Raw genomic sequence first — 26,377 nt, 5'->3', positions numbered from 1 at the left:
CGCGCCACGAAGGAGGGCCGCTGGAGCCGCGCCTTCATCGATGCGCTCGAGGCGCGCCGCAACCACTAGTTGAGCGCGCGCGCGGCGGCGTCGCGCTCGGCCGGGGTGGCCTCCACGCCCTCGATCGGCTGGGCCGCGCCCACGCGTTCGGCGTCGAAGGCCAGGGCCGCGCCGCCATCGGGCTTGAGCGTGCCGGTCATGCGGTCGCCCGCGATGCGCGCACGCACCTGCAGCAGGGCGCCGTTGGCGTCGCGCACGGCGAAGCCCAGCGCGTCGCCGGCGAGCATCGGTCGCACCGCGCTCGCCGTCAGCGGGCCGAACGAGGCCTGTCCCTCGACCTGCTGGAAGCGCTGGGTGAAGCGGAATTCCACGGGAGCCGGGGCGGCAACGGTGGCGGTCACGGCGGTGCCCGCGACTGCGGCCGGGGCGGACGAGGGCGTCCGCACGCGCCAGACGCCCGACGCATTGGCCGGCACCCGCCACAGGTGCAGCATCGCATTGCCGATGGCCGCCGTCTCGTCCGGCCGCCAGTCGCCCATGGCGAACGAATGCGACACCACGCGCGTGCCGGGCGCCATGCGGAACAGGATCGGCCGCAGCCGCAGGTTGAGTTCCGGCAGCAGGTACATCGTGACCACCGTGGCGTCGCCGAAGTCGGTGGCGAAGATGTCGGCGCGCCGGAACTCGACGCGCCCGGACACGCCGGCCTCGCGCGCGCGCGATGTCGACAGCGCGACCAGCTCCGGATTGAATTCCAGCCCGGTGGCGCGCGCCGCGAAATCGCGGCCGGCGGCGATGGCGATCTTTCCGTCGCCCGAACCCAGGTCCACCACGCGGTCGGCCGGGCGCACCTCGGCCATGCGCAGCATGCGGTCGACCGCCGCGTCGGGCGTCGCGATCCACATGACGTCCTTGCCGGCCTGGCCACGGCGCGGCGCATAGCCCGAACCCGAACCCGGACCTGGAGCGGCGGTGGAAGCGGAAGCGGCATCGGACCCGGGGCCCGTCGCCGGCTGGGACGCGGCGTCGAGCGAGGCCAGGCCGAGCAGCGCGGCCATGGCCAGCGCCAGGGGCCGGCGGCGGGAAGGGCGACGGGAGCAGGAGAGGAGTGTCATGGGCGGCGTGCGAGGGGAGTGCGAGGGGAGTGCGGGGCGGGGCGGATGCGCGATTCTGGCGAAGTGCGCGGGCCGCGGGCGGGGGGGCATCGACATTGCGCATGGCGCCAGATCGATTTCCTCTTCGCAGACCGGCGCGGCTTGCTTCATGAGGTAGCCGCCTTCGACATCCTGGAGACAACCCCGATGCGTCCTTCCGTCCTGGTGACCCGTGCCACCTTCCCCGACATCGCGGAGCGTCGGCGTGGGCCACAACCACATCGACGTGGCGGCCTGCACCGCGCGCGCTGCGGCTCCGACCTGCACTGCGACCAGCCCGGCGGCTTCGGCACCGTGCACATCCAGGAGCCGATGGTGCTGGGCCACGAGGTCGCCGGCGTCGTCGCCGAGGCCGGGCCCGACACGCCATTCGCGGCCGCCGAGCGCGTCGCCATCAGCCCGAGCCGGCCCTGCGGTCTGTGCCGGGACTGCCAGCAGGGCCTGCAGAACCATGGCCTGGACATGCGCCACCACGGCAGCCCCATGCGCAACCCGCACGGGCGGGGCGCCTTCCGCCCGAAACCCGGACATCGACATCGATCGCGTGCGACGGCGCGTGCAGCAAGGCGGACATCCCGTCGATGACGAGAAGGTGATGGAGCGTCATCACCAATCGATCGCACTGATGACTCGGGTATGTGAAGCCGCCGATCGCGCCTCCATCTTCGGCAACGCCGGTTCCAGGCACAAACTCCTTGCCGAGGTCACCGACTTCGAGACGATCGAACTCGCTTCCAGCCGCATCAATTCCCGGTTTCTCGGCACTGACTTCTGGCAGGCCTTCTCCTGAGCAACGGGGCGTTCAAAGCCCCTCCCTGACACGGGTCGGTCCCAACCGCCTAATCTGCGGCTTTGCATCCAAAGGAAGGGTTTTCCCGCATGTCCCACCAAGCCCTCGTCATCGGCATCAGCGGCGTCATCGGCCGCGCGCTTTCGGAACACCTGTTGAGCCAAGGCTGGACCGTGCATGGTCTCTCGCGCGGTCGCACCGCCGTGCCCGAAGGCTGCCGGCCCATCACCGCCGACCTGACCCGCCCCGACGAACTGCGCGCCGCGCTCGAAGGCCTCGATGTCGACCGCGTCTTCTTCACCGCCTGGGCCCGCCAAGCCACGGAGAAGGAGAACATCCGCGTCAACGGCGCCATGGTGAGCAACGTGCTCGACGCCATCGGGCCGTCCTTGAAGGGCGGCCACGCGGCATTGGTCACCGGCCTGAAGCACTACCTCGGCCCGTTCGAGGCCTATGCCACGGGCGCCGTGCCGATCACGCCGTTCCGCGAGGAGCAGGGCCGCCAGGCGGTCGACAACTTCTACTACGAGCAGGAGGACCGCCTGTTCGACGCCGCCGCGCGCTATGGCTTCAGCTGGAGCGTGCATCGCCCGCACACCATCATCGGCTACGCCGTCGGCAACGCGATGAACATGGGCGTCACGCTGGCGGTCTATGCGACGCTGTGCCGCGAGACCGGCCAGCCCTTCGTCTTCCCGGGCTCGGCCGCGCAGTGGGAGGGGCTGACCGACATGACCGATGCCCGCCTGCTGGCGCGCCATCTGACCTGGGCCGCGACCAGCGAGGCCGCGCGCGACCAGGATTTCAACGTCGTTAATGGCGACGTCTTCCGCTGGCAGTGGATGTGGCCGCGCATCGCCGAGCGCTTCGGCATCGAGGCCGCGCCCTTCGATGGCGTGGTGCGTCCGCTGGCCGAGCGCATGGGCGAGGACAGCGTCGCCACCTGGGCGGACATCGCCGCGCGCCATGGCCTGAGCGAGCCCGATCTCGGCAAGCTGGCCTCGTGGTGGCACACCGATGCCGACCTGGGCCGACCGATGGAGGTGCTGGCCGACATGGGCAAGAGCCGCAAGGCCGGCTTCACCGGCTACCAGAGCACGCCCGATGCCTTCGACGACCTGTTCGCGCGGCTGGAAGCCGAGCGCGTCATCCCGCCGACGCCGCGCGCCGCCTGACGACCTGGTCGCCCGCATCGGGCGGCAGCCGCGCCATGTCGATCAGGGCCAGCAGCGCCACCACGGTGACCGCGCCCAGCGCAATGCGGAAGTCCAGCGCGCCCGGATGGCCGGCGTGGCCGGTGAAGCGCTCGGTGACGTTCAGCGCGATGGCGCCGAAGGCGATGCCGATGCCCGCGCCGAGCTGCTGGAACATGCTGTAGAGCGTCGTCGCGCCGCCGGTCTGCGCTGGCGAGGTGTCGCTGAAGGCGAGGGTGTTGAGCGCCGTGAACTGCATCGAGCGGCACATGCCGCAGAACACCAGCACGGCCACCAGCGCCGGCAGCGGCGTGGTCGGCGAGAGCAGGGCGCAGGCCGCGAAGCCCAGCGCCACCAGCAGTCCGTTGACCAGCAGCGTGCCGCGGAATCCCAGGCGCCGCAGCACCAGGCCGGTGGCCGGCTTCATGCCCAGGTTGCCGGCGAACAGCGCCAGCATCAGGAAGCCCGAGGTCACCATGTCGTAGCCGAAGGCGAGCTGGAACATCAGCGGCAGCAGGAACGGGGCAGTGCTGATCGCGATGCGGAACAGCGAGCCGCCGACCACCGAGACGCGGAAGGTCCGCACCCCGAAGGCCGACAGGTCGACCAGCGGATGCGCCGCGCGCCGCAGGTGCCACAGCGCGAAGGCCAGCGTGGCCAGGCCGCCGATGGTGAAGGCGAGGGCGCGCGGCCGGTCGACCGGCGCGTGGCTCAGCAGGTCGAGCCCGAACATCAGCGCCGCCAGCCCGATGCCGCTGGCCGCGAAGCCGACGAGGTCGAACGGCCGCCGGCTCCCGGGCACGTCCTCGATCCAGCGCAGCGCCAGCACCAGCGCGACGATGCCCAGCGGCACGTTGAGGAAGAAGATCCAGTGCCAGCTCCAGGTGCTGGCGATCCAGCCGCCCAGCGGCGGCCCCAGCACCGGCGCCGCCAGGCCCGGCCAGGTCAGCGTGGCGATGGCCTTGACCAGGTCGGCCTTGGGCGTGCCGCGCAGCACCACCAGCCGGCCCACCGGCACCATCAGCGCGCCGCCGATGCCCTGCGCGATGCGCGCGGCGACGAACACCGGCAGGCTCTGCGACAGCCCGCAGGCGATGGAGGCCAGCGTGAACAGCAGCACCGCGCCGGCGAACACCCGGCGCGCGCCGAAGCGCTCGGCGACCCAGCCGCTGACCGGGATGAACACCGCCAGCGCCAGCAGGTAGGCGCTGATGCCCACCGACAGCGCCACCGGCGCGACGCCGAAGCTCCGGGCCATCGCCGGCACCGCGGTGGTGATGACGGTGGCATCGAGGTTCTCCATGAAGAACGCGGCGGCCACCAGCAGCGCGACCAGGCGCGCGCGGCCCGGATCGATGGCCGGCGGCGGTGGCGCGGGTGGCGCGGGTGGCGGGGTGGGCGATGCGGGGTCGGGCAGGGTGTTCATGGGATCTCGGGCGGGTCTCTCAGGGCCGGCGCGCAGCTGCGCAGGCAGTCCATCAGTTGCAGCGTGGCCGGCGTGCGGGCGCGGCCGCGCAGCGTGATCATGCCCACCGGCGGCAGCTCGATGGGCACCGCCAGCCGCAGGATCCTCACCAGGCCCTCGCGCTGCGCATGCAGCGCCACGCCGCGCGCCAGGAAACCGATGGCCGGGCGCTCGCGCACGAAGCTCAGCATGACCAGGAACGACGCCGTCTCCACGATGTCCGAGGGCGGCGCCAGCCGGTGCTTGTAGAACATCTGCTCGAGCTTGATGCGCGAGGAGGCCCAGGGCGGCGGCATCACCCAGGGCACCTCGGCGAGCTGCCTCCAGCCGACGCGCGAGGCCCGCGCGAGTGGATGCTCGGGACGCGCGACGATGCACATCGGCTCGGTGTAGAGCGCTTCGGTCTCCAGGTCGGGCGAGGCATAGCCCGGCTCCAGCCGGCCGACGAAGAGATCGAGCTCGCCCACGCGCAGGCGCGGCAGCAGGCGCGTCAGGTCGCCTTCCTCGACCAGCACGGTGGTCTGGGCCGAACGCTGCTTGAGCAGGTCGACGGCTGCCACCAGCAGCGTCGGCACCGCCACCACCATCGCGCCGACCAGGGTGCGGCCGGCCGCGCCGCCGGCCACGGCCGCGATCTCGTCGCGCGTGCGACCGTATTCGGCCAGCACCGAGCGCGCGAAGCGCACCACGGCCGAGCCGACGGCGGTGGGCTCGGTGCCGCGCGTGGAGCGCGTGAACAGCGCCTGGCCGAACATGCGCTCGATCTCGGCCAGCGTCTTGGAGACCGCCGGCTGCGTCACCGACAGGAATTCCGAGGCCCGGCCGAGATGGCGGAACTGGTCGATCGCCACCAGCAGTTGCAGGTGGCGCAGCTTGAGGTTGGAGCGCAGCACGCGATCGATGTCGGTCATCCGGGGATCCTGCTTCATAACCAAGACGGAAAGAAGCATGTCCGAGAATTGATTGGATCGCAATGAAGCGAGGACGAAGAATCGCGGCTCCACGAATGAAGGAGACAAAGAACATGCGAGCCACCCGCCGCCATTTCGTCCTCGGCAGCCTTGCCGCCGCCGCCCTGCCGCTGTCCGCCACGCGCGCCTTCGCCGCCGGCTATCCCGAGCGCCCGATCACCTTCATCTGCCCCTGGCCGGCCGGCGGCACGGCCGATGTCACGATGCGCGCGCTGTGCCTGGCCGCCAGCCGCGAGCTGGGCCAGCCGGTGGTGATCGACAACCGCGCCGGCGCCTCCGGGATGATCGGCCTGAAGGCGCTGGCCTCGGCCCGGCCCGATGGCGACACCATCGGCCAGATCCCGATCTCGGTCACGCGCTTCTCGCAGCTGGGCACCGTCGCGCTCGACCCGCTCAAGGACCTGTCGTACATCGCCCGCGTCTCGGGCCAGACCTTCGGCATCGCGGTGCGCGCCGAGGCGCCCTGGAAGACGCTCAAGGACCTGGTGGCCGATGCCCGCGCCAACCCCGGGCGCATCACCTATGGCAGCGCCGGCCTGGGTGGCGCCACGCACGTCGGCATGGAGGAGTTCGCGCTGGCCGCCGGCGCCCGCTTCAACGCCATCCCGTACAAGGGCGGCGCCGAGGCGCTGCAGGGCCTGCTGGGCGGCCACGTCGACGTGCTGGCCGATTCGAGCTCGTGGGCGCCGCACGTCAAGTCCGGCAAGCTGCGCCTGCTGGCGACCTGGGGCGAGCAGCGCACGGCCGAGTTCAAGGACGTCCCCACGCTGCGCGAGCTCGGCTACGACGTGGTGGTCGACGCGCCCAACGGCATCGGCGGTCCGCGCGACCTGCCGGCCGATGTCACCGCGCGGCTGCGCACCGCCTTCAGGGCCGCCGCCGCCAGCCCGGAATTCACCGCCGCCTGCGCCCGCATCGACGCGCCGCTGCTCTACCTGGACGCGCCCGACTACGAGAAGTACGTCGCCGCCAGCCATGCCAGGGAGAAGACGCTGATCGAGAAGCTCGGGCTCAGGGAACTGATCGGCAAGAATTGATCGCCGACCCCTCCCACCGGACCCTTCCCGCCATGACCACCGACACCGCCATCCTCCCGGACGTCGCCATCGCCTCGTCGCTGATCCGGCTGCACGCCAACGACGACGTGCTGATCGCGCGCGCGCCGCTCGCGCTCGGCCAGGCGTTGCCCGAGCTCGGCCTGCGCCTGCGCGCGCAGGTGCCCGCCGGCCACAAGATCGCCGCGCGCCGCATCGCCGCGGGCGAGCCGGTGCGCAAGTACGACACCGTCATCGGCGCGGCGCAGCGCGACATCGAGGCCGGCGAGCACGTGCACACGCACAACCTGGCGCTGATCGACTTCGAGCGCGACCCGGGCTTCTGCCAGGACGTGCGGCCGGTCGACTACGTGCCCGAGGCCGAGCGCGCCACCTTCATGGGCATCGTGCGACCCGACGGCCGCGTGGCGACGCGCAACTTCATCGGCCTGATCGCCTCGGTCAACTGCTCGGCCACGGCGATCCACCACATCGCCGCGCACTTCACGCCCGAGCGCCTGGCGGCCTATCCGAACATCGATGGCGTGGTGGCCTTCGCGCAGACCAGCGGCTGCGGCATGTCGTCGCCCAGCGAGCATTTCGACGTCCTGCGCCGGACCATCGCCGGCTACGCGCGCCATCCCAACCTGGGCGGGGTGCTGATCGTCGGCCTGGGCTGCGAGCGCAACCAGGTGGCCGACCTGGTCGCCTCGCAGGGCCTGACATTGGGCAGCCACGTCAGGACCTTCGTGATGCAGGACACCGGTGGCACGCGCGCCACCATCGCCGCGGGCATCGCGGCGGTCGAGGCGATGCTGCCCGGGGCCAACGACATCCGGCGCCAGCCGGTCAGCGCGGCGCACCTGAAGATCGGCCTCGAATGCGGCGGCTCCGACGGCTTCTCCGGCATCACGGCCAATCCGGCGCTGGGCGCGGCCATGGACATCCTGGTGCGCCACGGCGGCACCGCCATCCTGTCGGAGACACCCGAGATCCACGGCGTCGAGTTCATGCTCACGCGCCGCGCCGTCACGCCCGAGGTCGGCCAGAAGCTGCTCGACCGCCTGGCCTGGTGGGAGGTCTACACGCGCGGCCACAACGGCCAGTTCAATGGCGTGGTCGGCCCCGGCAACCAGGCCGGCGGACTGGCCAACATCTTCGAGAAGTCGCTCGGCTCGGCCATGAAGGGCGGCACCACGCCGCTGCAGGCGGTCTACGAGTACGCCGAGCCGATCGACGCCGCCGGCTTGGTCTTCATGGACTCGCCGGGCTACGACCCGGTCGCCGCCACCGGCCAGATCGCCAGCGGCGCCAACCTGATCTGCTTCACCACCGGGCGCGGCTCGATGTTCGGCAGCAAGCCGGCGCCGACGGTCAAGCTCGCCAGCAACACCGCCATGTTCCAGCGGCTGGAGGAGGACATGGACGTCAACTGCGGCGCCGTGCTCGATGGCGAGGTCGACGTCCAGCAGATGGGCGAGCGCATCTTCCGCCACATCCTGCGCGCGGCCTCGGGCGAGCCGACCAAGAGCGAACGGCTCGGACTGGGCAACCACGAGTTCGTGCCCTGGCACCTGGGCATCGTCAGCTGAGATCCTCCGTTTCCCCTTCCTTCCACGAGAGCAATCCCATGTCACTCGCCCTGCGGCGCACCGAACTCCTGCGCGATGCCAACTTCATCGCCGGCGCCTGGCGCGCCGGGCCCGATGGCGCCACCCTCGACGTCACCGATCCCGCCACCGGCGGCCTGGTCGGCCGCGTGCCCGACAGCGGCGCGGAAGCGGCGCGCGCCGCCGTCGATGCCGCGCACGACGCCTTCGCGGGCTGGCGCCGCGTGCCGGCCAAGGAGCGCGCGCGCATCGTCCGGCGCTGGAACGACCTGGTGCTGGCGCACCAGGACGACCTCGGCGCGCTGATCTCGATGGAGCAGGGCAAGCCGCTGGCCGAGGGCCGGGGCGAGGTCGCCTATGCCGCCAGCTACATCGAGTGGTTCGCCCAGGAGGCCACGCGCGCCAATGGCGATGTCATCCCCGCGCCGGTGCCGGGGCGGCGCATGTTCGCGCTCAGGGAACCCGTGGGCGTGGTCGCGGCGATCACGCCGTGGAACTTCCCGGCCGCCATGATCGCGCGCAAGATCGCGCCGGCGCTGGCCGCGGGCTGCACGGTGGTGTGCAAGCCGGCCGAGGACACGCCGCTGACCTCGCTGGCGCTGGTGTTCCTGGCCCAGGAGGCCGGCGTGCCGCCGGGCGTGCTGAACATCGTGACGGCCTCGCGCGAGCGCACGCCGGCGGTGGTGGATGTCTGGCTCGACGATGCGCGCGTGCGCAAGATCACCTTCACCGGCTCGACGCCGGTGGGCAAGCACCTGGCGCGGCGCTCGGCCGACACGCTCAAGAAGCTGTCGCTCGAACTCGGCGGCAACGCGCCCTTCATCGTCTTCGAGGACGCCGACCTGGATGCCGCCGTCGAGGGCCTGATGGCGGCCAAGTTCAGGAATGGCGGCCAGACCTGCGTCTGCCCGAACCGGGTCTTCGTGCATGCCGCCGTCCACGATGCCTTCGCCGACCGGCTGGTGGCGCGCGTCGGCGCGCTGAAGGTCGGCCCGGCCAGCGAGCCCGCCTCGCAGATCGGCCCGATGATCAACGCGCGCGCGATCGAGAAGATCGAGCGCCACGTGCGCGATGCCATCGCGCGCGGCGCCCGCGTGCTGGTCGGTGGCGAGCGGCTGGCCGCGCTGGGGCCCAACTACTACGCGCCCACCGTGCTCGCCGATGCCGACGCCACCATGGCCTGCGCCTGCGAGGAGACCTTCGGGCCGGTGGTGCCGCTGACGCGCTTCGAGCACGAGGCCGAGGTGGTCGCCGCCGCCAACGACACGCCATTCGGTCTGGCGGCGTACTTCTACAGCCGCGACGCGCGCCGCATCTGGCGCCTGGCCGACGCGCTGGAGGCCGGCATCGTCGGCATCAACGAAGGCGCGCTGGCGGCCGAGGCGGCGCCCTTCGGCGGCGTCAAGGAATCGGGCTATGGCCGCGAGGGCTCGGTGCACGGCCTCGACGACTACCTCCACACCAAGTACGTCTGCCAGGGCGGACTGGACTGAAGGACACGCATCCCATGGACAACCCCTTCAAGCGGGCGCTCGCCGCCGGCACGCCCCAGGTCGGCCTGTGGCTCTCGATGGCCCATGCCTACAGCGCCGAGGCCTGCGCCACGGCCGGCTTCCAGTGGCTGCTGATCGACGGCGAGCACGCGCCCAACGACGTGCGCAGCACGCTGGCGCAACTGCAGGCCGTCGCGCCCCATCCGGGCCAGCCCGTGGTGCGCGCCGTCACCGGCGACCCGGCGCTGATCAAGCAGCTGCTCGACATCGGCGTGAGGAACCTGCTGGTGCCGATGGTCGACACGCCGGCGCAGGCGCGCGCGCTGGTCGCCGCCACGCGCTATCCGCCACAGGGCGTGCGCGGCGTGGGCGCGGCGGCGGCGCGGGCCTCGGGCTGGGGCGCGCGGCGCGACTACCTGGAAGTGGCCAACGACGGCATCTGCCTGCTGGTGCAGGCCGAGACCACCACCGCGCTCGACCACCTGCAGGCGATCTGCGAGGTCGATGGCGTGGATGGCGTCTTCATCGGCCCGGCCGACCTGGCCGCGTCGATGGGCCATCGCGGCGCGCCCGGCCATCCGGCGGTGCAGGCCGCCATCGAGGGGGCCATCGCCACCATCGTCGCCAGCGGCAAGGCCGCCGGCACGCTGACCGGCGACCCGGCCCTGGCGCGGCGCTACCTGGACCTGGGCGCGAGCTTCGTCGCCGTCGGCATCGAACTGGTGCTGATGGTGCAGGCCGCGCGCCGGCTGGCCGGCGAGTTCGGCCTCGGCCCCCAGGCCGCGCCGACCGCGCCGACCGCGACCGCCTCGACCGCCTACTGAGGCGATGCCGTCGCTCAGCGCGCCGGCTGCATGCCCTTGGCGCGCAGCGTCGCGGCAGCCTCGGGCGCGCTCATCGCCGCCAGGAAGGCGCGCGCCGCCTCGGCATGGGCGCTGTCGGCGGCCACGGCGCCGGCATACGTGGTGTAGTTCTGGATCGACTCGGGCAGCGGGCCGACCAGGGTCGCGCCGGCCACCGGCAGGATCTCGCTGACCTGGTGCACCGCCAGGTCGGCCTCGCCCGTGACCAGCCGCTCGGCGACCAGGCCGCCGGGCACCAGCACGGCCTTGGCCTTGACGGCCTCGGCGATGCCCAGGCGCTGGAACAGGCCGTCGAGGTAGATGCCGCTGGAGCCGCCCGAGGCCGGGTCGATGTAGGCCACGCGGCGGGCGTCGAGCAGCGCCTGCCTGAAGTCCTCCACCGTGGCGATCCGGGGCGACGGCGCGCCGGCCTTCACCGCCACGCCGATGCCGACCTGGGCCAGCGGCGCGATGCTGTCGGCCGCCACGCGTCCGCTGGCGCCCAAGGGCCGCAGCAGCGCCGGCGTCAGCATCAGCACGTCGAAGCGCTCGCCGCCGGCGATGCGCCGGGACAACGCGCCGGCGGTGTCGTTCTGCACCTCGACGCGATGGCCGGTGCGGGCCTCGAATGCCGGCACCGCCGCGACCACGACCTGCTTGAAGGCGCCGGCGGTCAGCACCTTGATGTCGTCGGCATGGGCCTGGGCGGCGAGGACGCCCAGGGTGATGAGGAGGGTGGCGAGGGTGCGGCGCATGGGAGGGAGGATAAGAGCAAAGGAAACGTCGACAAGCGACGACGGCATGAGAAGCCTGCGCCTGCCACGCACCTGGAGCCTGCGGTTGCTGGCGATGGCCATCGAGCAGGCCGGTTCCGGCGTCGGAGTTCAAGACGCCGCCGGCTCGACCACCAGCTCGAACGTCACCAGCACCGGATTCGCCCCGCGGCGCAGCCAGCCGCGCGCGAGGCCGCCGGTGTGGTCGACCACGCTGACGTCCAGCGCGGCGCGGGGCGCGCCGTCCGCGTCGGGCGCGATCCGGCCCTCGTGGATCAGCACCTCGGTGATGAAGGGCTCGACCACGCGGCCGTCGTCGAAGGCCGCGCCGACCAGGCTGCCGACGCCGCCGCGCACGCGCGCATGGCGGATGCCGCGCATCGCGCATTGCGCCTCCAGCGCGAGGGCGATGTCCTCGTTGGGCCGCACCTGCAGGGCGAAGGCGGTGGCGCCCTGGCCGGTGGCGCCGCCGCGCGCCCGGGGCTGGAACAGGTCGAAGCGGGTCTCGGCGTCGCGGTCGACGACATAGTCGGCGCCACGCAGCAGCCAGGCCGAGGCCTCGATGGGCTCGGCGATGCGGGCCTGGTCGGGCAGCACGTGGCCGGCCAGGCGCCGGCCCCCGGCATCGCGCCAGACGCCATGGCAGTGGAACCAGGGCCGGCCCTCGCGCAGGCCGACCGTGAGGGTGCCGGCCTCGAGCGTCACTGGCGCCGCCGGCAGGTGGCGCTCGCTGTAGTAGACCGCGTGCTCCGTGTCGCGCGAGGGCGCCGGCATGACGAAGCCCAGCTGCGAGAACGAGCCGCCCCGCAAGGTGCAGACGGCGCTGCGCGCAGCGTGCCGCGCCACCGCGTCGGCCAGCGCGCCGAGCAGGTCGGCATCGCCGGGCAGGGTCAGCATGGCGTGGTCGAGCCGGCATTCGACGGCCTGCAGCCGCCGCGCATCGCGTGGCCCGAAGTGCTGGATGCTTCGCATGGAGCGGCCGGTAAGGGCTGAGCGCGCCGGCGCGCTCAGCCGCGCGCGTTCTTGCGCAGGGTCGGCAGGCCCACGCCGGCGGCATCGAAGCCGCCGTCGACGGCCAGCACCTGGCCATTGACATAGCTGGCGGCATCGCTGCACAGGAAGCCCACGGCGGAGGCGATCTCCCGCGTGGTGCCATAGCGCTCCAGCGGGATGACATCGTGGTAGTCGGAGCGGATCGCCACGCTGTGGACCAGCTTGGCCATCTCGGTCTCGACCGGGCCGGGCGCGATGGCGTTGACGCGGATGCCCACGGTGCCCAGCTCCACCGCCTGCTGCTTGGTCAGCTGGATCAGCGCCGCCTTGCTGGTGCCATAGGCGACCCGCAAGGTGCTCGCGCGCAGGCCCGAGATGGAGGCGATGTTGACGATCGCGCCCTTGCCCTGGCGGCGCATGTGCGGCACGCAGGCCTGCGAGCAGAGGAAGGCGCCGTCGAGGTTGACCGACAGCACCTGGCGCCACTCGGCGAAGGAGGTCTCGCCGATCGGCTTGAAGACCGCCACGCCGGCGTTGTTGACCAGCGCGTCGATGCGGCCGAAGGCGGTGACGACGCGCGCGACGGCGGCATCGACCTGCTCGGGATCCGAGACGTCGCAGGCCACCGCCAGCACGCGCCCCGGGTCGGCCAGGCGGGTGGCCGTGGCATCCAGCGTGGCGCGGTCGATGTCGAGCAGGGCGATGCGGTGGCCCTGTTCCAGGAACCATTCGGCCACCGCGAGGCCGATGCCGCGCGCGCCGCCGGTGATCACCGCGACGGGGGCGGAGGAGGGGGTGTCGTTCGATGTCATGGGATGTCTCCGTTGCTTTGCGGTGCGATTCTAGGAAGGCCCCTACATTTGCAGAAGTTCGGAATTCCTATGGATCGATTTGCAAAACCATGGAGATGCGTCACCTGCGCTGTTTCATCGCCGTCGCCGAGGAGCTGCACTTCGGCCGCGCCGCCGCGCGCCTGCGGCTGTCGCAGCCGCCGGTCAGTCTGGCCATCAAGGAGCTGGAGACCGAGCTCGGCCTGCGGCTGTTCGAGCGCAGTTCGCGCCACATCGCCCTGACGCCGGGCGGCGAGCAGGCATTGCGCGATGCCCGCGCGGTGCTGGCGCGCACCGAGTCGCTGCGCGCCCACGCGCGCGATGCCGCCTCGGGCCAGGCCGGCAGCCTGGCGATCGGCTTCATCAGCCTGGCGGCCTGCTCGTTCCTGCCCGATGCGCTGCGGCGCTTCACCCAGGACTTCCCCGGCGTGCGGGTGGCGCTGCACGAGTCGACCACCGACCAGATCCTGCGCGACCTGGAGGCCGGCACGCTGGACGTCGGCTGCATCTTCGCCTCGCCCGAGCTGCCGGCGATGCTGTCCTATCGCGGCACCTGCCTGGACCCGCTGATCGCGGCGCTGCCGGCGGCGCACCGGCACGCGCGCGGCCGCAGCGTGGCGGTGAAGGACCTGGCCGACGAGCAGTTCCTGTGCTTCGAGCGGCACTTCGGCCCGACCATGTTCGACACCGTGGTGAGCGTGTGCATGCGCCATGGCTTCAGCCCGCGCATCTTCCCGGCGCGGCAGATGCCCACCATCGTCAGCCTGGTGGCCGGCGGCATCGGCGTGGCGCTGCTGCCATCCTGCGTGCAGGTGCTCGGGCGCGCGGGCGTGGCCTACCGGCCGCTGCGCGACGCCGGCGGCCCGCGCGCCGAGATCGAGACCGGCGTCGCCTGGCGCACCGACGACGACGCCCCCACGGTGCGGGCCTTCGTCGAGCTGCTGCCGCGCCTCTAGGGGGCCTCGCCGGTGGCCAGCATCCGCGTCAGCGCCTGGCTGGCCTGCATCAGGCGGTTGCCCAGCTGCGCCGCGCGTGCCGGCCCCAGGCGCTGCTCGATGGCGGCGATGCTGATGGAACCCACCGTGCGGCCGTTGGCGTCGTAGACCGGCACCCCGACGGCCCAGGCGCTCTCCAGCACCAGTCCCGGGTTCACGCAGTAGCCCCGGGTGCGGGTCTCGGCCACCAGGGCCAGCAGGGCGGCATCGGTGCAGCGCGGATAGTGCTCGGCCCGCAGCGCGGCATTGCGCGCCAGGATGTCGCGCACCGTCTCGTCCGACAGCGCCGCCAGCGTGGCCACGGCGCCCGCGCCGACGCCCAGCGGGAAGCGGTCGCCCGGCTTCACGAGCTGGTTGCGGATCGGGAAGTCGCCCTCGTCGCGCGACAGGCAGATGCTCTCGATGCCATGCAGCACGCCGAAGAAGACCGTGTCGCCCGACTCCAGCGCCAGCGCCCGCAGCATCGGCGCGGCCAGGCGCTGCAAGGCATAGCTGGGTTCCGCCGCCAGGCCGACCGCGAAGGCCTCCGGCCCGAGCCGGTAGGCGCCCGAGCCCCGGTCGTGCATGACGAAGCCCTCGTCGAGCAGGGTGCGGGTCAGGCGCACCACGGTCGCCTTGGGCAGGTCGAGCCGGCGCACGATCTCGGCCATGCGCAGGCCCCCGGGGCCGACGCGCGTCAGCAGGCGCAGCACCGCCAGGCCCCGGCGCAGGGCGCGGGCCCCGGCCGTGAGCTCGGTGGCATCGAGAGGCTCCGGGGTTACCCGAATCGGTTGGTCCATGGGGTGAACCTTTTTGTCTGCGGTTGAAGGAAAGTCCGGGGGCGGAAGACCCTGGAAATTCTTTATCGTCCTCTGCATTGCAACCAGAGGACAGGGCGGCTCGAAGTCGCTCAGTCCATATAGTGAACCAAAATGACGCAAGCACACATCATCGGCTGGGGTCACACGGCCTTTGGCAAGCATGACGCCCTGGAAGCCGAGGACCTGTTCCGCGAGGCCGCCCAGGGCGCGCTCGACACCGCCGGCCTGGCGCCGGCCGACATCGATGGCGTCTTCGTCGGCCACTTCAATGGCGGCTTCCTGCGCCAGGACTTCAGCGGCGCGATGGCGGCGCAGGCCTTCCCGGAGTTGCGCCACACACCCTCGGTGCGGCTGGAGAACGCCTGCGCCACCGGCTCGGCCGCGATCTGGGGCGCGCTGGACGCGGTGGCCAGCGGCCGCATGCGGCATGCGCTGGTGGTCGGCTTCGAGAAGATGAACACCCTGCCCAACGCGCAGATCGGCGAGGTGCTGCTGCGCTGCTCCTACGTGCGGGAGGAGGGCGACACGCCGGGCGGTTTCGCGGGCGTGTTCGGCACCATCGCCGGCACCTACTTCGAGCGCTTCGGCGACCAGTCCGACGCACTGGCGGCGATCTCGGCCAAGAACCACGCCAATGGCGTGCGCAATCCCTATGCCCACATGAAGCGCGACCTGGGCTTCGAGTTCTGCCGCCAGCCGTCGGAGAAGAATCCCTTCGTGGCCGGGCCGCTCAAGCGCTCGGACTGCTCGCTGGTGTCCGATGGCGCGGCCGCGCTGGTGATCTCCATGGCGCCGGTCGCGGGTGCCCGGGTGCCGGCCGTGCGCTGGCGCTCGCGCACCCAGGTCAACGAGTTCCTGCCGCTGTCGCGGCGCGACCCGACGCGCTTCGAAGGCGCGGCGCTGGCCTGGCAGCGCGGCCTGGAGGCCGCCGGCGCGCGGCTGGACGACCTGCACTTCGTCGAGACGCACGACTGCTTCACCATCGCCGAGCTGCTCGAATACGAGGCCATGGGTCTGGCCCCGCACGGCCAGGGCGCGCGCGTGATCCTCGAGGGCACCAGCCGCGCCGATGGCCGGCTGCCGATCAATCCGTCGGGCGGCCTGAAGTCGCGCGGCCATCCGATCGGCGCGACCGGGGTGTCGCAGCACGTGATGGCCGCGATGCAGCTCTCCGGCACCGCCGGCGACATGCAGGTGCCGCGCGCCGGCCTGGGCGCCGTCTTCAACATGGGCGGCGCGGCCGTCGCCAACTACCTGAGCGTGCTGGAGGCGACCGCGTGAGCGCGGTGCTGGCGGCGCCGGAGGCCGACGCGGCCACGGCGGCGACCGGGACGCCGGACGCGGACACCGGCACCGCCACGGACGCGATCACGGCGGCCGGCAGCGCGCATGCCTGCAACCTGGCGCAGCTGCTGACCCAGACCGCGCGCCTGCATCCGGACCGCCCGGGCCTGATCCAGGGCGACCGGCAATGGACCTGGGCCGAGATCGACCGCCGCGTCGACGCCATCGCCCACGCCCTGCAGCAGCTGGGCCTGCGCCAGGGCGACGCCATCCTGGTGCACTCGCGCAACAACCGCCAGCTGTTCGAATGCGGCTGGGCCGCCTTCCGCATCGGCTGCGTCTGGGTGCCGACCAACTTCCGCCTCACGCCCGGCGAGGTCGCCTACCTGGGCGCCTCCAGCGGCGCGGTGGCGATGATCGCGGAGTCCGACTTCGCCGGCCATGTCGATGCCGTGCGCGCCGCCGCGCCGGCCCTGCGCGAGGTGATCGCCATCGGCACGCCGCGCGCGGGCGAGCACGACTACGAGGCCCTGGTGGCGCGCCACCTGGGCCGCCGGCCGGTCGAGGCCGTGGTGCGTGCCGACGACCCGCTGTGGTTCTTCTACACCTCCGGCACCACGGGCAAGCCCAAGGCCGGCGTGCTGACCCACGGCCAGATGGGCTTCGTGGTCACCAACCACCTGGCCGACCTGATCCCCGGCACCACCGAGCGCGACTGCTCGATCGCCGTGGCGCCGCTGTCGCACGGCGCCGGCATCCATGCGCTGCTCAACGTCGCGCGCGGCGCGGCGACGGTGCTGCTGCCGTCGGAGAAGCTCGATCCGGCCGTGGTCTGGGAGCTGGTGGAGCGCCACCGCGTGACCAACCTGTTCACCGTGCCGACCATCGTCAAGATCCTGGTCGAGCACCCCTCGGTCCATGCCCACGACCATGGCTCGTTGCGCTACGTGATCTATGCCGGCGCGCCGATGTACCGTGCCGACCAGAAGCGCGCCCTGCAGACGCTGGGACCGGTGCTGGTGCAGTACTTCGGCCTGGGCGAGGTGACCGGCTGCATCACCGTGCTGCCGCGCGAGATGCACGATGCCGACGATGCCTCGCCCAATGCCCACGTCGGCGCCTGCGGCCGCCCGCGCACCGGCATGGAGGTCGCGATCCTCGACGACCGGATGCGGCCCGTGGCCACCGGCCAGGTCGGCGAGATCTGCTGCCGGGGCCCGGCGGTGTTCGGCGGCTACCACGGCGATCCGCAGGCCACGGCCAAGGCGTTGCGCGGCGGCTGGTTCCACACCGGCGACCTGGGCCGCATGGACGAGCGCGGCCTGCTCCACATCACCGGACGTGAATCCGACATGTACATCTCCGGCGGCTCCAACGTCTATCCGCGCGAGGTGGAGGAGGTGCTGCTGGCGCATCCCGGCGTCGCCGAGGTCGCCGTGCTGGGCCTGCCCGATCCCAAGTGGGGCGAGGTGGGCGCGGCGGTGGTGGTGCGCGCGCCGGACGCATCGGCGCTCGACGCGGCCACCCTGCTGGCCCACCTGGAAGGCCGGCTGGCGCGCTATCGCTGGCCGCATCACGTGTTCTTCTGGGACGCGCTGCCCAAGTCCGGTTACGGCAAGATCGTGAAGAAGGACGTGCGCCGCCTGCTGGTCGAGCGCGGCGACGTCGCCGAACCGCGCGCCGACTGAGCGCATCCACCCAGAAATTTTCAAACGAGGAGACAGACCCATGAGACTCGATCGCCGCACCCTGCTCGCGGGCACCGCCGCCCTGGCCCTGCCGACCCTGGCGCCCCTGGCGCGGGCGCAGAAGGCCGAATTCACGATGAAGTTCGGCAACAACCTGCCCATCACCCACCCGCTGAACGTCTCGGCCAACGAGATGGTCGCGAAGATCCTGGCCGACACCAAGGGCCGGGTCGACATCAAGGTCTTCCCCAGCAGCCAGCTGGGCACCGACACCGACATGCTCTCGCAGCTGCGCAACGGCGCGCTCGAGTTCTTCACGCTGTCGCCGCTGATCCTGGGCACGCTGGTGCCCTCGGCGCAGATCAGTGGCGTGGGCTTCGCGTTCAAGGACTACGACCAGGTCTGGGCCGCCATGGACGGCGACCTCGGCGCCCACGTGCGCAAGCAGATCGCGGCCACCAACGCCATCGTGGCCTTCGACAAGATCTGGGACAACGGCTATCGCCAGATGACCACCAGCACGCGTCCCATCACCAGGCCCGAGGACCTCAAGGGCATGAAGATGCGGGTGCCGCCGAGCCCGTTCTGGGTCTCGATGTTCAAGGCCTTCGACGCCTCGCCCACCACCATCAACTTCGCCGAGGTCTACACCGCGCTGCAGACCAAGATCGTCGACGGCCAGGAGAACCCGCTGGCCATCGTGGCCACGGCCAAGCTCAACGAGGTGCAGAAGTACTGCTCGGTCACCAACCACATGTGGGACGGCTTCTGGTTCCTGGGCAACAAGCGCGCCGTCGACCGCCTGCCGGCCGACCTGCGCGAGATCGTCTCCCGCCACGTCGCCGAGGCCGCGCTCAAGCAGCGCGCCGAGGTCAGGAAGCTCAACGACAGCCTGACGGCCGACCTCAAGGGCAAGGGCATGGAGTTCAACGACACCAATGCCGAGGTGTTCCGCGCCAAGCTGCGCGAGGCCAGGTTCTACGAAGAGTGGAAGAAGAAGTTCGGCGACGACGCCTGGGCCCTGCTCGAGAAATACACCGGCAAGCTGGCCTGAGAAGGCCCCACACGTCTCCTTCCTCCCCGCGCATCATGACGACAACCAGCGACCCGGTCGCCGCCTTCACCCTGCCCGACGAACTGGCGGCGCCGGTCCTGCCCCCGAGCAGCATGCTCATGCGTCCCGTGGAGATGGCCGGGGCCGCGCTGGCGGCGGCCATCATGGTGCTGATGCTCGCGGGCGTCTGCTCGCGCTATGTGTTCTCCATCTCCGTGGTCTGGATCGACGAGGTGGTGTCGATCTGCTTCCTGTGGCTGGCCATGCTCGGCTCGGTCATCGCCATCCACCGCAACGAGCACCTGCGGCTGACCATCTTCCTGCAGAAGCTGCCGCCACGGGCGCAGGGCCACGTCAACGCCTTCGGGCTGCTGGTGGTGGCGGCCTTCCTGGGCGCGCTGATGCGCCCGGCCGTGGAGTACGTGCAGAGCGAATGGATCGTGTCGCTGCCGGCGCTCGACATCCCCAACAGCTTCCGCGTCGCGGCAATCGCCTTCGGCATCGGCGCCATGCTGCTGACCGTGCTCGCGCAGGCCTGGCGCCGCTGCACGGCGGGCGAACTGGCCGTGGCCGCGGTGGCGGTGGCCGCCATCGGCGGCGTCTGCTGGTGGCTGGCGCCGGCCATCGGCGACCTGGGCAACCTGAGCATCGCACTGTTCCTGATCGGCTTCGTCGGCGTCGCGCTGCTGGCGGGCGTGCCGATCGCGTTCTGCTTCGGCATCGGCACGGTGTGCTTCCTGGCCTTCAGCACGCAGATCCCGATCGACGTCATGATCGGCCGCATGGACGAGGGCATGTCCAGCATGATCCTGGTGTCGGTGCCGATCTTCGTGCTGCTGGGCTGCGTGCTCGACGCCACCGGCATGGGCAAGGCCATCATCGAGTTCCTGGCCTCCCTGATCGGCCACGTGCGCGGCGGCATGCAGTACGTGCTGCTGGGCTCGCTGTTCATCGTCTCGGGCATTTCCGGCTCCAAGGTCTCCGACATGGCGACGGTGGCGCCGGCGCTGTTCCCCGAGATGAAGCGGCGCGGCCAGAAGCCCAAGGAGATGATCGCGCTGCTGTCCACCGGCGCGGCCATGGCCGACACGGTGCCCCCGAGCATCGTGCTGATCGTGCTCGGCTCGGTCGCCGGGGTGTCGATCGCCGGATTGTTCCAGGCCGGCGTGACCGTGGCGGCGGTGCTGCTGGTGGCACTGGCCGTGCTGGCGCGCTGGAAGGCGCGTCACGAGGACATGGGCGGCGTCCAGCGCGCCTCGCTCGGCGTCATCGGCAAGGCCCTGCTGGTGGCCGGCCCGGCGCTGGTGCTGCCCTTCCTGATCCGCGGCGCGGTTGGCAGCGGCGTCGCCACGGCGACCGAGGTCTCGACCATCGCCGTGCTCTACGCGATGGTGATCGGCATCGTGCTCTATGGCGGCATCGGATGGCGCCGCTTCTACGCCATGCTGGTGGAGACGGCCGCGTTGAGCGGCGCGGTGCTGATGATCCTGGGCACGGCGCTGGCCATGGCCTGGGCCATCACGCAATCGGGCGTGGCGCAGCAGATCGCCGGCTTCATGACCAACCTGCCCGGCGGCGCCTGGGGCTTCATGGCCGTCACGATCGTCATCTTCCTGGCGCTGGGCTGCGTGCTCGAGGGGCTGCCCGCGCTGCTGCTGATGGCGCCGCTGATGTTTCCCATCGCGCGCGCGCTGCACATCAACGACGTCCACTACGCCATGGTGGTGGTGGTGGCGATGAACATCGGCCTCATGATGCCGCCGGTGGGCGTGGGCTTCTACATCGCCTGTCGCATCGGCAACGTCTCGCCCGACGAGGCGATGGGCGCGATCTGGCCCTACCTCGCGGCCCTGCTGATCGGCCTGGTGGTCATCGCCGCCGTGCCGGTGATCTCCACCGGCGTGCTGTAGCCTCGGCGGCCATGCCCGCCCTGCGCTATCTCTCCTTCGAACTGCACGAGGACGCCGATGGCGTCCTCGCCCTGGAGGCGATGGCCTCCACCGATGCCGCCCGGCACGCCGACGTGCGGGCCGAGGTCGAGCGCGTGCTCGACTGGGCCCGCACCCGCTTCCCGCACACCCACGGCCCGGTCGAGGAGGGTCTGGACTGGGACGACGATCTGCAGGTGCAGGTCGAGGCCGATGGCTGGCATGCCCTCACGCTCACGCTGACGGGCTCGCGGCGCTTCGTCGACGAGCTGATGGCGCAATTCGATGGCGCCGCCGCGGACTGAAGGGCCGGGCGCGGCGATCGCGAATCGGTGATAACCCCGAGTCCGCTGAAGGCGGATTGACAGCCTCGCGCTCTAGCATGGGCGCACTTCCATTCCACCACGAGACAGATCCATGCGTGATTCCGACCCCTCCGCCTCCACCACCGCTGACATCGCCGCCACCGCCCGTGCCACCACCGGCGCCTGCGTCGCGCCCGTGACGCGGCGCGCCGCCGTCTGGCTCGCCGCCTTCGCGCTGGCCGGTTGCGCCGGCGTCGGCAACAAGCCGGCCTCGGCGCCGATCGCCCCGGTGCCGGTCACGACCGAGATCAACGTCATGACCTCCGGCGGTTTCGCCGCCGCCTACGACGAGCTGCGCCCGGCCTACGAGCGCCTGAGCGGCTCGGTGGTGAAGACGGCCTATGGCTCGTCGATGGGCGGCGCGGTCGATTCGATCCCCAGCCGCATGGGGCGCGGCGAGCCGGTCGATGTCGTGATCCTGGCGCGGCCGGCGCTCGATGCGCTGGTGGCGCAGGGCAAGGTGGTGCCGGGCAGCCAGGTCGACCTGGTCAACTCGCTCATCGGCATGTCGGTGAGGAAGGGCGCGCCCCGGCCCGACATCAGCACCGTCGAGGCGCTCAAGCGCACCCTGCTCGCGGCGCCGTCGATCGCCTACTCGGCCAGCGCCAGCGGCACCTATTACGAGACCGAGATGCTGAAGAAGCTCGGCCTGGAGGCGCAGGTCAAGCCCAAGAGCCAGCGCATCCTGAGCGAGCGCGTGGCCACCGTGGTGGCGCGCGGCGACGCCGCGCTGGGCCTGCAGCAGGTGAGCGAGCTGCTGCCGGTGGCCGGCGCCGACTTCATCGGCGTGCTGCCGCCCGAGGTGCAGCGCATGACGGTGTTCTCCGCCGGCATCGCCACCACGGCGCGCCAGCCGCAGGCGGCGCGCGAGATGATCCGGTACTTCACCTCGCCGGCGGCCGAGCCGGTGATCCGCAAGAGCGGCCTGGAGCCGGCGAAGAAGGCGGTTCCCTGAACGCCGCCGCCGCCGCCGTCACCGCCGCCATGGCCGCGAATCGCGCGCGGTCGCTCGCCTGGATCGCCGCCGCGCTGCTGGGTGGCATGGTCCCACTGGCAGCGGCCCAGCAACCGGTGGCGACGCCGGCCCCGGTCCGCGCCGGGACCCCGGCTGCCCCGGCGGCCGAGCGCTACACCGCGACGCCGGCGAGCCCCGATGGCATCGGCCGGCGCTACATGGGGCGCGAGATCTCGCAGGTCATGGGCTGGCAGGGCGCGGCCTGGCTGGAGCGCGAGGAGCGCGAGAAGGAGGAGCGCACCGACGTGCTGCTGCGCCTGCTCGACCTGCGCCCGGGCCAGGTGGTGGCCGACATCGGCGCCGGCACCGGCTACCTTTCGCGCCGCATGGCGCGCGCGGTGGCGCCGTCGGGCCGGGTGCTGGCGGTGGACGTGCAGCCGGAGATGGTGGCGCTGCTGGAGCGGTCGGCGCGGCGCGAGGGCATCGCCAACATCGAGCCCTCGCTGGGCACCGAGACCGATGTCCGCCTGCCGCCGGGATCGGTCGACCTGGCGATCATGGTCGACGTCTACCACGAGCTGTCGCGGCCCCACGAGGTGCTCGCGAGCCTGGTGCGCGCCCTGAAGCCGGGCGGCCGCGTGGTCTTCGTCGAGTATCGCGCCGAGGATCCGGCGGTGCCGATCAAGACGCTGCACAAGATGAGCGAGGCGCAGATCCGCCGCGAGGCCGAGGTCCAGGCGCTGACCTGGGAACGCACGGCGCCGGGCCTGCCGTGGCAGCACGTGGTGGTGTTCCGCAAGGACTCCTCCACCCGGCGCTGAAGCCTCCGCCAGACCCGAGCCGCGCCGTGCCGAGTGTCAGGCGCAGGCGCCCGGCTACCTCGATTCGATCTTGTCGTCGTGCGCCTTGGGATCCAGCCCGCTGGGCGTCGTGATCTGACTGAACGACGACTCTTCCGGGACTTCACGGACCGAGCTGGCGCCGGCGCGGCAGGCACTGTCGTCCGTGATCACGTTCGACGTGTCGCTTCGGTCCGCGGCGAACGATCCACCGCACGCGCATGCCGACACCAGGCCATCTCCCACGTTCAGGATGCGTCGCCCGATGGAGGGCTCGGCCGCGCCGTTCACGACGGTGTCGATGGGCAAAGGATTCTCGTTGGCGTGGTCCGTCACCGCCACCACCCAGTTGACGTTGGTGGCGACCATTCCCGGCACTTCGATGACACGGCCACGCTCGAGCGTGTAGGCGATGCCATGCATCACGCGATTGCCGGCGATCGGCGCGGCGGCGACCCAGGTTTCCTGCACTCGCGCCCGCATCTCCGCCGCCGCGACGCGCCCGGTATTCAGGTTGACGCGGGTTGTCGGATTGATTCGCTGCGCGAAGGTGTCGGCCACGTTGTAGTCATTGCGCGAAGGCGTCAGCTCGTAGCGCCACACGATCGGATTGGGCTGTGTCCTTGCCATCATCTGCAGGCGTGCCCTGATCACCATCGGCGCCCCGGTCCGGCCGTTGAGCTCGATATAAGCCGTGGGGGGCACGGCGGCCGCCGCGGCCTCGGGCGCTGCACCCGCGGGCCTGCCATCGAAACGGCCGCAACTCAGCCCCTCCGCGTGCTGCAACAGGTTCCGGTTGGTCCCCGGCGCGGTGAAGCCGTCCCTGAACACCGAATCGGGCGAGCGCGTATCGATGCGGAAGAGCGCGGGAACGGCGTATGCCGTGACGCAAGTCAGCCCGAGAAGGATGGAGGCGATCAGGGTCTTCATGTTTCACAGGACCAGGAAAAACACGATGCGATTGAGGACCTGGGTGCTGTCGGTCGGCGAGAGCGTGGAGATGACCACGGGCATGGCCCGGGGGCCGGCCGCATTGAAGGCCACGTCGAAATGCGCCTTGTCGGGCGCGCAGAAGACGCGTGAAAAACTTCTCTGGGGAACGCTTCGCGAATCCATTCTGGTGATCGAGAAAACCTCGTACTCCCGCCCGTTCGCGTTGCGGGCCGCGGACTGGGTGGCGAGCGAGTTGTAGGGCACGGCACACTGCCGGTCGGTGGCGTTGAGGATGAGGTAGGCGAGCTTGGCGTGCTGCGAGGAAGAAATGAGATCCAGACGCACCGCGTGGTAGTCCTGTCCCTCGATCGAAGGGAAATGCTTCGCGTGATGGAGGCTTTTCCAGTCCGTGAAGTCGTTTTTTCTGCCCGTCGTGGTGTCGCCATCGAAATGGCTGTCGAGGTATTCCGCGAAAGGTGATTCGCGAAGGGCGTCGGTGCGCAATCTCACTTGACGCTTGCTGGGGTCGGCCGTCGGCGACGCCTGGGCGAACGTGGCGCAAAGAATGCCCAGCGTGCCGACGATGGCGAACCGTGCGGCGCTCGCCATCCGATGCCGGCGTCGCGGGGATTCCTTGGCGCGGGAATCCAGGAGATCTTCTGTTTTCAAGCTTGGCCTCTTCGAAGACGTTGGACGGGGGCTCAGAGTGGAACGGACAATTCCGTCAGGTTGACCTGATCGCCGAACACCGTTTCGAGTTCGATGGGCAGGAAGTGGTCGACCATCGGATTGAATATCAGGCGCACGTCGGCCTGCGGATTCACGCAGATGGATTTCGGGCTGGAAATCAATTGCGGTCCCGTCGGATTGCCGATGGGCCTGCGCAATACCGAGAACGCGAGACGGCGACCGCGTTCGACCAGCACGCGCGAATCGATGGACGATGCGGACAGGGCTGGACAGGAACCCGGCAGCAATGCGAAACGCAAGGTGTATTGAATGCGCTGGGACCCCGAGACGTCGAACAGCTCGATGGAGTGATGGTCCTGCGAGCCGGCGCGCCCTTCGCCGGGCAGCGTCATGAGGCGGTCGCCCGGATCGTCGAACGCGATGGGCCTGAATTTGCTCGGCAATCCTGCGGCGGCGGGTACGCGGGTATGGCCGGCGATCTTGAATTTCCCGGGCGATCCGACGAAGAGCGGTCCGGCGTTGACCGTCAGGACGAGCGATTCGTCGGTGCAGTTGAGGAAGGGCGCGGCGACGGCCTCGCGCCCGCCCATCGACGCGATGAGCGACAAGGCGCAAGCCAGCCAGCCCGCCCTCCTTGGCGCCGGCCGCTTCGCAACGCGGGTGCTCGTCGGCCGCCAGGGCGTGTTCATCGTGCGCTCCTCGGGGCGGCGTCCGGTGCGTCGGAGGGATGCTCGATGAAGATGTCCAGTGGGTAGGACCCGGAGGGCTGGTCCTGCTCGTTCAGGGCGGTGAGCTCGGCCCTGAATTTCCCGCCCTCGATCCGCGGGATGCCGAACTTGAAATTGCCCTCCGAATTCGTGCAGATGCGCGTGGTGGGCGAGGCGATGGGAATGCTGGCACTTCCTTCCTCCACCTTGAGCACGGCGAATTCAAGCCATTGGCCAGTCTGGGCCTCGAGCTTCACGCCGTTGGATGGAATGATCATGTTCGCGCAACGCTCGTCGGTGATGGAGATGATGAAGTTGTAATTGATCTTCTTCGGGCGGGAGGCATCCACCAGAATGAATTGATAGTGTCCGCTGGGTCTGAGGTTGTCGAAGCCCTGGTCCGGCAATTGCAATTGATCGCCCGCGTCGAGATTGACGAGCGGTATGTACAAGGGTGACGAGGGTTGTCCGAGCGGCAGCATCCCATAGGGGGTGGCGGCCATGATTTCGAAGGGAATCTGGGCCTTGACCAATGCCTCGGCACTCAAGAACACCATCAATTGGTACGGTGTTTCGAAAGGCTTGGCAGCCCATGTCATCAAAGGCATGAACAACAGCGACAGGCAGCAGATCGATCCTCGACGCATGCTGGATGGCCAATGCGGCCTTCGGGATGGAAAGGAATTCTTCGAATTCAACGATGCCTCCTGGTGGAACCTTGTCGCCATGCGGTCCTGGAAAACCAAGGTGGACGAGTATATTCAGTAATTGAATAATTCTTCAATTAGGAAAATGGTCGTCTCTATGGAAGCATTATTGATTTGCGCTAATCAATAAGTTCAATTGAAAAGGAATTTCACGCGCATGTATGGAAAAAGCATGCGTGCGACTTGGCCGGCCAGCCGGCATGGCGAGCCGACCGATCAATTCGAGCCGCGACGCCCGGCCACCGGATCCCGAGGACCGCGAGGGCGGCCGGCAGCACCCGTCC

Annotated in this window: 26 protein-coding genes and 1 pseudogene; 16 read left to right on the top strand and 11 right to left on the bottom strand. The window is 70.7% G+C overall.

Features of this window, described 5'->3' with window-relative positions; translation table 11 throughout:
• Positions 1-65: 65 nt before the first annotated feature.
• Positions 66-1,115, bottom strand: a complete 1,050-nt coding sequence (locus tag AC1MLT_RS07115) for an SAM-dependent methyltransferase (RefSeq protein WP_481034664.1) — start codon at positions 1,113-1,115, stop codon at positions 66-68.
• A 186-nt stretch (positions 1,116-1,301) separates the two neighbouring features.
• Here AC1MLT_RS07115 and AC1MLT_RS07110 point away from each other — a divergent pair.
• The 3 genes and pseudogenes from AC1MLT_RS07110 to AC1MLT_RS07100 all read left to right on the top strand — a co-directional run.
• Positions 1,302-1,670: pseudogene (locus AC1MLT_RS07110) on the top strand (alcohol dehydrogenase catalytic domain-containing protein); the annotation flags it as partial.
• A gap of 79 nt (positions 1,671-1,749) precedes the next feature.
• A complete protein-coding gene (locus AC1MLT_RS07105) occupies positions 1,750-1,944 on the top strand; it encodes a hypothetical protein (RefSeq protein ID WP_481034663.1) in 195 nt (64 codons plus the stop codon).
• A gap of 89 nt (positions 1,945-2,033) precedes the next feature.
• Complete coding sequence (locus tag AC1MLT_RS07100; protein WP_481034661.1) at positions 2,034-3,119, top strand: SDR family oxidoreductase; 1,086 nt, start codon at positions 2,034-2,036, stop codon at positions 3,117-3,119.
• On the opposite strand, the gene AC1MLT_RS07095 is transcribed toward AC1MLT_RS07100, so the two are convergent.
• Positions 3,091-4,563: a DHA2 family efflux MFS transporter permease subunit gene (locus AC1MLT_RS07095; RefSeq protein WP_481034660.1), complete on the bottom strand. Its 1,473-nt coding sequence runs from the start codon at positions 4,561-4,563 to the stop codon at positions 3,091-3,093. The genes AC1MLT_RS07100 and AC1MLT_RS07095 overlap by 29 nt on opposite strands.
• The gene (locus AC1MLT_RS07090) at positions 4,560-5,513 is read right to left on the bottom strand and encodes a LysR substrate-binding domain-containing protein (protein ID WP_481034659.1); all 954 of its coding nucleotides are present in this window, start codon (positions 5,511-5,513) and stop codon (positions 4,560-4,562) included. The genes AC1MLT_RS07095 and AC1MLT_RS07090 overlap by 4 nt, the downstream gene beginning before the upstream one ends.
• A 113-nt stretch (positions 5,514-5,626) precedes the next feature.
• On the opposite strand from AC1MLT_RS07090, the gene AC1MLT_RS07085 reads away from it, so the two are divergent.
• The 4 genes from AC1MLT_RS07085 to AC1MLT_RS07070 are packed head-to-tail and all read left to right on the top strand — an operon-like array spanning position 5,627 to position 10,534.
• Entirely contained in the window at positions 5,627-6,610 is a 984-nt protein-coding gene (locus AC1MLT_RS07085) for a tripartite tricarboxylate transporter substrate binding protein (RefSeq protein WP_481034658.1), read from the top strand.
• A 32-nt stretch (positions 6,611-6,642) separates the two neighbouring features.
• A complete protein-coding gene (locus tag AC1MLT_RS07080) occupies positions 6,643-8,199 on the top strand; it encodes a UxaA family hydrolase (protein WP_481034657.1) in 1,557 nt (518 codons plus the stop codon).
• A gap of 38 nt (positions 8,200-8,237) precedes the next feature.
• A complete protein-coding gene (locus AC1MLT_RS07075; protein WP_481034656.1) occupies positions 8,238-9,710 on the top strand; it encodes an NAD-dependent succinate-semialdehyde dehydrogenase in 1,473 nt (490 codons plus the stop codon).
• 14 nt (positions 9,711-9,724) lie between these two features.
• Entirely contained in the window at positions 9,725-10,534 is an 810-nt protein-coding gene (locus tag AC1MLT_RS07070; protein WP_481034655.1) for an aldolase/citrate lyase family protein, read from the top strand.
• Between the two features lie 14 nt (positions 10,535-10,548).
• Here the strand turns inward: AC1MLT_RS07070 and AC1MLT_RS07065 are convergent, their stop codons facing one another.
• The 3 genes from AC1MLT_RS07065 to AC1MLT_RS07055 form a co-directional block, all read right to left on the bottom strand.
• On the bottom strand, positions 10,549-11,307 hold the full coding sequence (locus AC1MLT_RS07065) for a molybdate ABC transporter substrate-binding protein (protein WP_481034654.1): 759 nt from the start codon (positions 11,305-11,307) through the stop codon (positions 10,549-10,551).
• 129 nt (positions 11,308-11,436) lie between these two features.
• Entirely contained in the window at positions 11,437-12,297 is an 861-nt protein-coding gene (locus tag AC1MLT_RS07060) for a PCC domain-containing protein (RefSeq protein WP_481034653.1), read from the bottom strand.
• Between the two features lie 35 nt (positions 12,298-12,332).
• Positions 12,333-13,130 carry an SDR family NAD(P)-dependent oxidoreductase gene (locus AC1MLT_RS07055; RefSeq protein ID WP_481034652.1) on the bottom strand — a complete coding sequence of 266 codons (798 nt, stop codon included), beginning with the start codon at positions 13,128-13,130 and terminating at the stop codon, positions 12,333-12,335.
• 89 nt (positions 13,131-13,219) lie between these two features.
• Between AC1MLT_RS07055 and AC1MLT_RS07050 the strand changes: the two genes are divergently transcribed.
• Positions 13,220-14,104 carry a LysR family transcriptional regulator gene (locus AC1MLT_RS07050; protein ID WP_481034651.1) on the top strand — a complete coding sequence of 295 codons (885 nt, stop codon included), beginning with the start codon at positions 13,220-13,222 and terminating at the stop codon, positions 14,102-14,104.
• On the opposite strand, the gene AC1MLT_RS07045 is transcribed toward AC1MLT_RS07050, so the two are convergent.
• Entirely contained in the window at positions 14,101-14,922 is an 822-nt protein-coding gene (locus AC1MLT_RS07045) for an IclR family transcriptional regulator (RefSeq protein ID WP_481034650.1), read from the bottom strand. The genes AC1MLT_RS07050 and AC1MLT_RS07045 overlap by 4 nt on opposite strands.
• Before the next feature lie 132 nt (positions 14,923-15,054).
• Between AC1MLT_RS07045 and AC1MLT_RS07040 the strand changes: the two genes are divergently transcribed.
• The 7 genes from AC1MLT_RS07040 to AC1MLT_RS07010 all read left to right on the top strand — a co-directional run bounded on the left by AC1MLT_RS07040 (position 15,055) and on the right by AC1MLT_RS07010 (position 23,038).
• Entirely contained in the window at positions 15,055-16,224 is a 1,170-nt protein-coding gene (locus AC1MLT_RS07040) for an acetyl-CoA acetyltransferase (RefSeq protein WP_481034649.1), read from the top strand.
• An 86-nt stretch (positions 16,225-16,310) separates the two neighbouring features.
• The gene (locus AC1MLT_RS07035; protein WP_481034934.1) at positions 16,311-17,915 is read left to right on the top strand and encodes an acyl-CoA synthetase; all 1,605 of its coding nucleotides are present in this window, start codon (positions 16,311-16,313) and stop codon (positions 17,913-17,915) included.
• Positions 17,916-17,955: 40 nt separating this feature from the next.
• Entirely contained in the window at positions 17,956-18,969 is a 1,014-nt protein-coding gene (locus AC1MLT_RS07030; RefSeq protein WP_481034648.1) for a TRAP transporter substrate-binding protein, read from the top strand.
• Positions 18,970-19,004: 35 nt separating this feature from the next.
• Positions 19,005-20,879, top strand: a complete 1,875-nt coding sequence (locus AC1MLT_RS07025) for a TRAP transporter large permease (protein WP_481034646.1) — start codon at positions 19,005-19,007, stop codon at positions 20,877-20,879.
• A gap of 11 nt (positions 20,880-20,890) precedes the next feature.
• Entirely contained in the window at positions 20,891-21,202 is a 312-nt protein-coding gene (locus AC1MLT_RS07020; protein WP_481034645.1) for a hypothetical protein, read from the top strand.
• 112 nt (positions 21,203-21,314) lie between these two features.
• Positions 21,315-22,217, top strand: a complete 903-nt coding sequence (locus AC1MLT_RS07015) for a substrate-binding domain-containing protein (RefSeq protein WP_481034644.1) — start codon at positions 21,315-21,317, stop codon at positions 22,215-22,217.
• 29 nt (positions 22,218-22,246) lie between these two features.
• Positions 22,247-23,038: a class I SAM-dependent methyltransferase gene (locus AC1MLT_RS07010; protein WP_481034642.1), complete on the top strand. Its 792-nt coding sequence runs from the start codon at positions 22,247-22,249 to the stop codon at positions 23,036-23,038.
• A gap of 54 nt (positions 23,039-23,092) precedes the next feature.
• On the opposite strand, the gene AC1MLT_RS07005 is transcribed toward AC1MLT_RS07010, so the two are convergent.
• From AC1MLT_RS07005 to AC1MLT_RS06990, 4 genes are read right to left on the bottom strand one after another with little or no spacing between them, the layout of a single operon-like run.
• Positions 23,093-23,986 carry a hypothetical protein gene (locus AC1MLT_RS07005; protein WP_481034641.1) on the bottom strand — a complete coding sequence of 298 codons (894 nt, stop codon included), beginning with the start codon at positions 23,984-23,986 and terminating at the stop codon, positions 23,093-23,095.
• Between the two features lie 3 nt (positions 23,987-23,989).
• The gene (locus tag AC1MLT_RS07000) at positions 23,990-24,658 is read right to left on the bottom strand and encodes a hypothetical protein (RefSeq protein ID WP_481034639.1); all 669 of its coding nucleotides are present in this window, start codon (positions 24,656-24,658) and stop codon (positions 23,990-23,992) included.
• Positions 24,659-24,690: 32 nt separating this feature from the next.
• Entirely contained in the window at positions 24,691-25,368 is a 678-nt protein-coding gene (locus AC1MLT_RS06995; RefSeq protein WP_481034638.1) for a hypothetical protein, read from the bottom strand.
• On the bottom strand, positions 25,365-25,889 hold the full coding sequence (locus tag AC1MLT_RS06990; RefSeq protein ID WP_481034637.1) for a hypothetical protein: 525 nt from the start codon (positions 25,887-25,889) through the stop codon (positions 25,365-25,367). The genes AC1MLT_RS06995 and AC1MLT_RS06990 overlap by 4 nt, the downstream gene beginning before the upstream one ends.
• Before the next feature lie 22 nt (positions 25,890-25,911).
• Between AC1MLT_RS06990 and AC1MLT_RS06985 the strand changes: the two genes are divergently transcribed.
• Positions 25,912-26,154: a hypothetical protein gene (locus AC1MLT_RS06985; protein WP_481034636.1), complete on the top strand. Its 243-nt coding sequence runs from the start codon at positions 25,912-25,914 to the stop codon at positions 26,152-26,154.
• The last annotated feature ends 223 nt before the right edge of the window (positions 26,155-26,377 follow it).

The organism is Variovorax sp. PEI5 (assembly GCF_056679935.1).
Note: the sequence above shows the minus strand (reverse complement) of the source record. Positions and strands in the feature narration are given on the sequence as shown.

Coding starts and splice junctions, on each gene's coding strand:
- AC1MLT_RS07045 (WP_481034650.1), bottom strand. CDS start 14,922: ATGGACCAACCGATTCGGGTAACCCCGGAGCCTCTCGATGCCACCGAG.
- AC1MLT_RS07080 (WP_481034657.1), top strand. CDS start 6,643: ATGACCACCGACACCGCCATCCTCCCGGACGTCGCCATCGCCTCGTCG.
- AC1MLT_RS07055 (WP_481034652.1), bottom strand. CDS start 13,130: ATGACATCGAACGACACCCCCTCCTCCGCCCCCGTCGCGGTGATCACC.
- AC1MLT_RS07015 (WP_481034644.1), top strand. CDS start 21,315: ATGCGTGATTCCGACCCCTCCGCCTCCACCACCGCTGACATCGCCGCC.
- AC1MLT_RS07010 (WP_481034642.1), top strand. CDS start 22,247: ATGGCCGCGAATCGCGCGCGGTCGCTCGCCTGGATCGCCGCCGCGCTG.
- AC1MLT_RS07095 (WP_481034660.1), bottom strand. CDS start 4,563: ATGAACACCCTGCCCGACCCCGCATCGCCCACCCCGCCACCCGCGCCA.
- AC1MLT_RS06995 (WP_481034638.1), bottom strand. CDS start 25,368: ATGAACACGCCCTGGCGGCCGACGAGCACCCGCGTTGCGAAGCGGCCG.
- AC1MLT_RS07085 (WP_481034658.1), top strand. CDS start 5,627: ATGCGAGCCACCCGCCGCCATTTCGTCCTCGGCAGCCTTGCCGCCGCC.
- AC1MLT_RS07030 (WP_481034648.1), top strand. CDS start 17,956: ATGAGACTCGATCGCCGCACCCTGCTCGCGGGCACCGCCGCCCTGGCC.
- AC1MLT_RS07050 (WP_481034651.1), top strand. CDS start 13,220: ATGGAGATGCGTCACCTGCGCTGTTTCATCGCCGTCGCCGAGGAGCTG.
- AC1MLT_RS07060 (WP_481034653.1), bottom strand. CDS start 12,297: ATGCGAAGCATCCAGCACTTCGGGCCACGCGATGCGCGGCGGCTGCAG.
- AC1MLT_RS07025 (WP_481034646.1), top strand. CDS start 19,005: ATGACGACAACCAGCGACCCGGTCGCCGCCTTCACCCTGCCCGACGAA.
- AC1MLT_RS07100 (WP_481034661.1), top strand. CDS start 2,034: ATGTCCCACCAAGCCCTCGTCATCGGCATCAGCGGCGTCATCGGCCGC.
- AC1MLT_RS07005 (WP_481034641.1), bottom strand. CDS start 23,986: ATGAAGACCCTGATCGCCTCCATCCTTCTCGGGCTGACTTGCGTCACG.
- AC1MLT_RS07020 (WP_481034645.1), top strand. CDS start 20,891: ATGCCCGCCCTGCGCTATCTCTCCTTCGAACTGCACGAGGACGCCGAT.
- AC1MLT_RS07070 (WP_481034655.1), top strand. CDS start 9,725: ATGGACAACCCCTTCAAGCGGGCGCTCGCCGCCGGCACGCCCCAGGTC.
- AC1MLT_RS06990 (WP_481034637.1), bottom strand. CDS start 25,889: ATGGCCGCCACCCCCTATGGGATGCTGCCGCTCGGACAACCCTCGTCA.
- AC1MLT_RS07065 (WP_481034654.1), bottom strand. CDS start 11,307: ATGCGCCGCACCCTCGCCACCCTCCTCATCACCCTGGGCGTCCTCGCC.
- AC1MLT_RS07040 (WP_481034649.1), top strand. CDS start 15,055: ATGACGCAAGCACACATCATCGGCTGGGGTCACACGGCCTTTGGCAAG.
- AC1MLT_RS07105 (WP_481034663.1), top strand. CDS start 1,750: ATGGAGCGTCATCACCAATCGATCGCACTGATGACTCGGGTATGTGAA.
- AC1MLT_RS07115 (WP_481034664.1), bottom strand. CDS start 1,115: ATGACACTCCTCTCCTGCTCCCGTCGCCCTTCCCGCCGCCGGCCCCTG.
- AC1MLT_RS07075 (WP_481034656.1), top strand. CDS start 8,238: ATGTCACTCGCCCTGCGGCGCACCGAACTCCTGCGCGATGCCAACTTC.
- AC1MLT_RS07090 (WP_481034659.1), bottom strand. CDS start 5,513: ATGACCGACATCGATCGCGTGCTGCGCTCCAACCTCAAGCTGCGCCAC.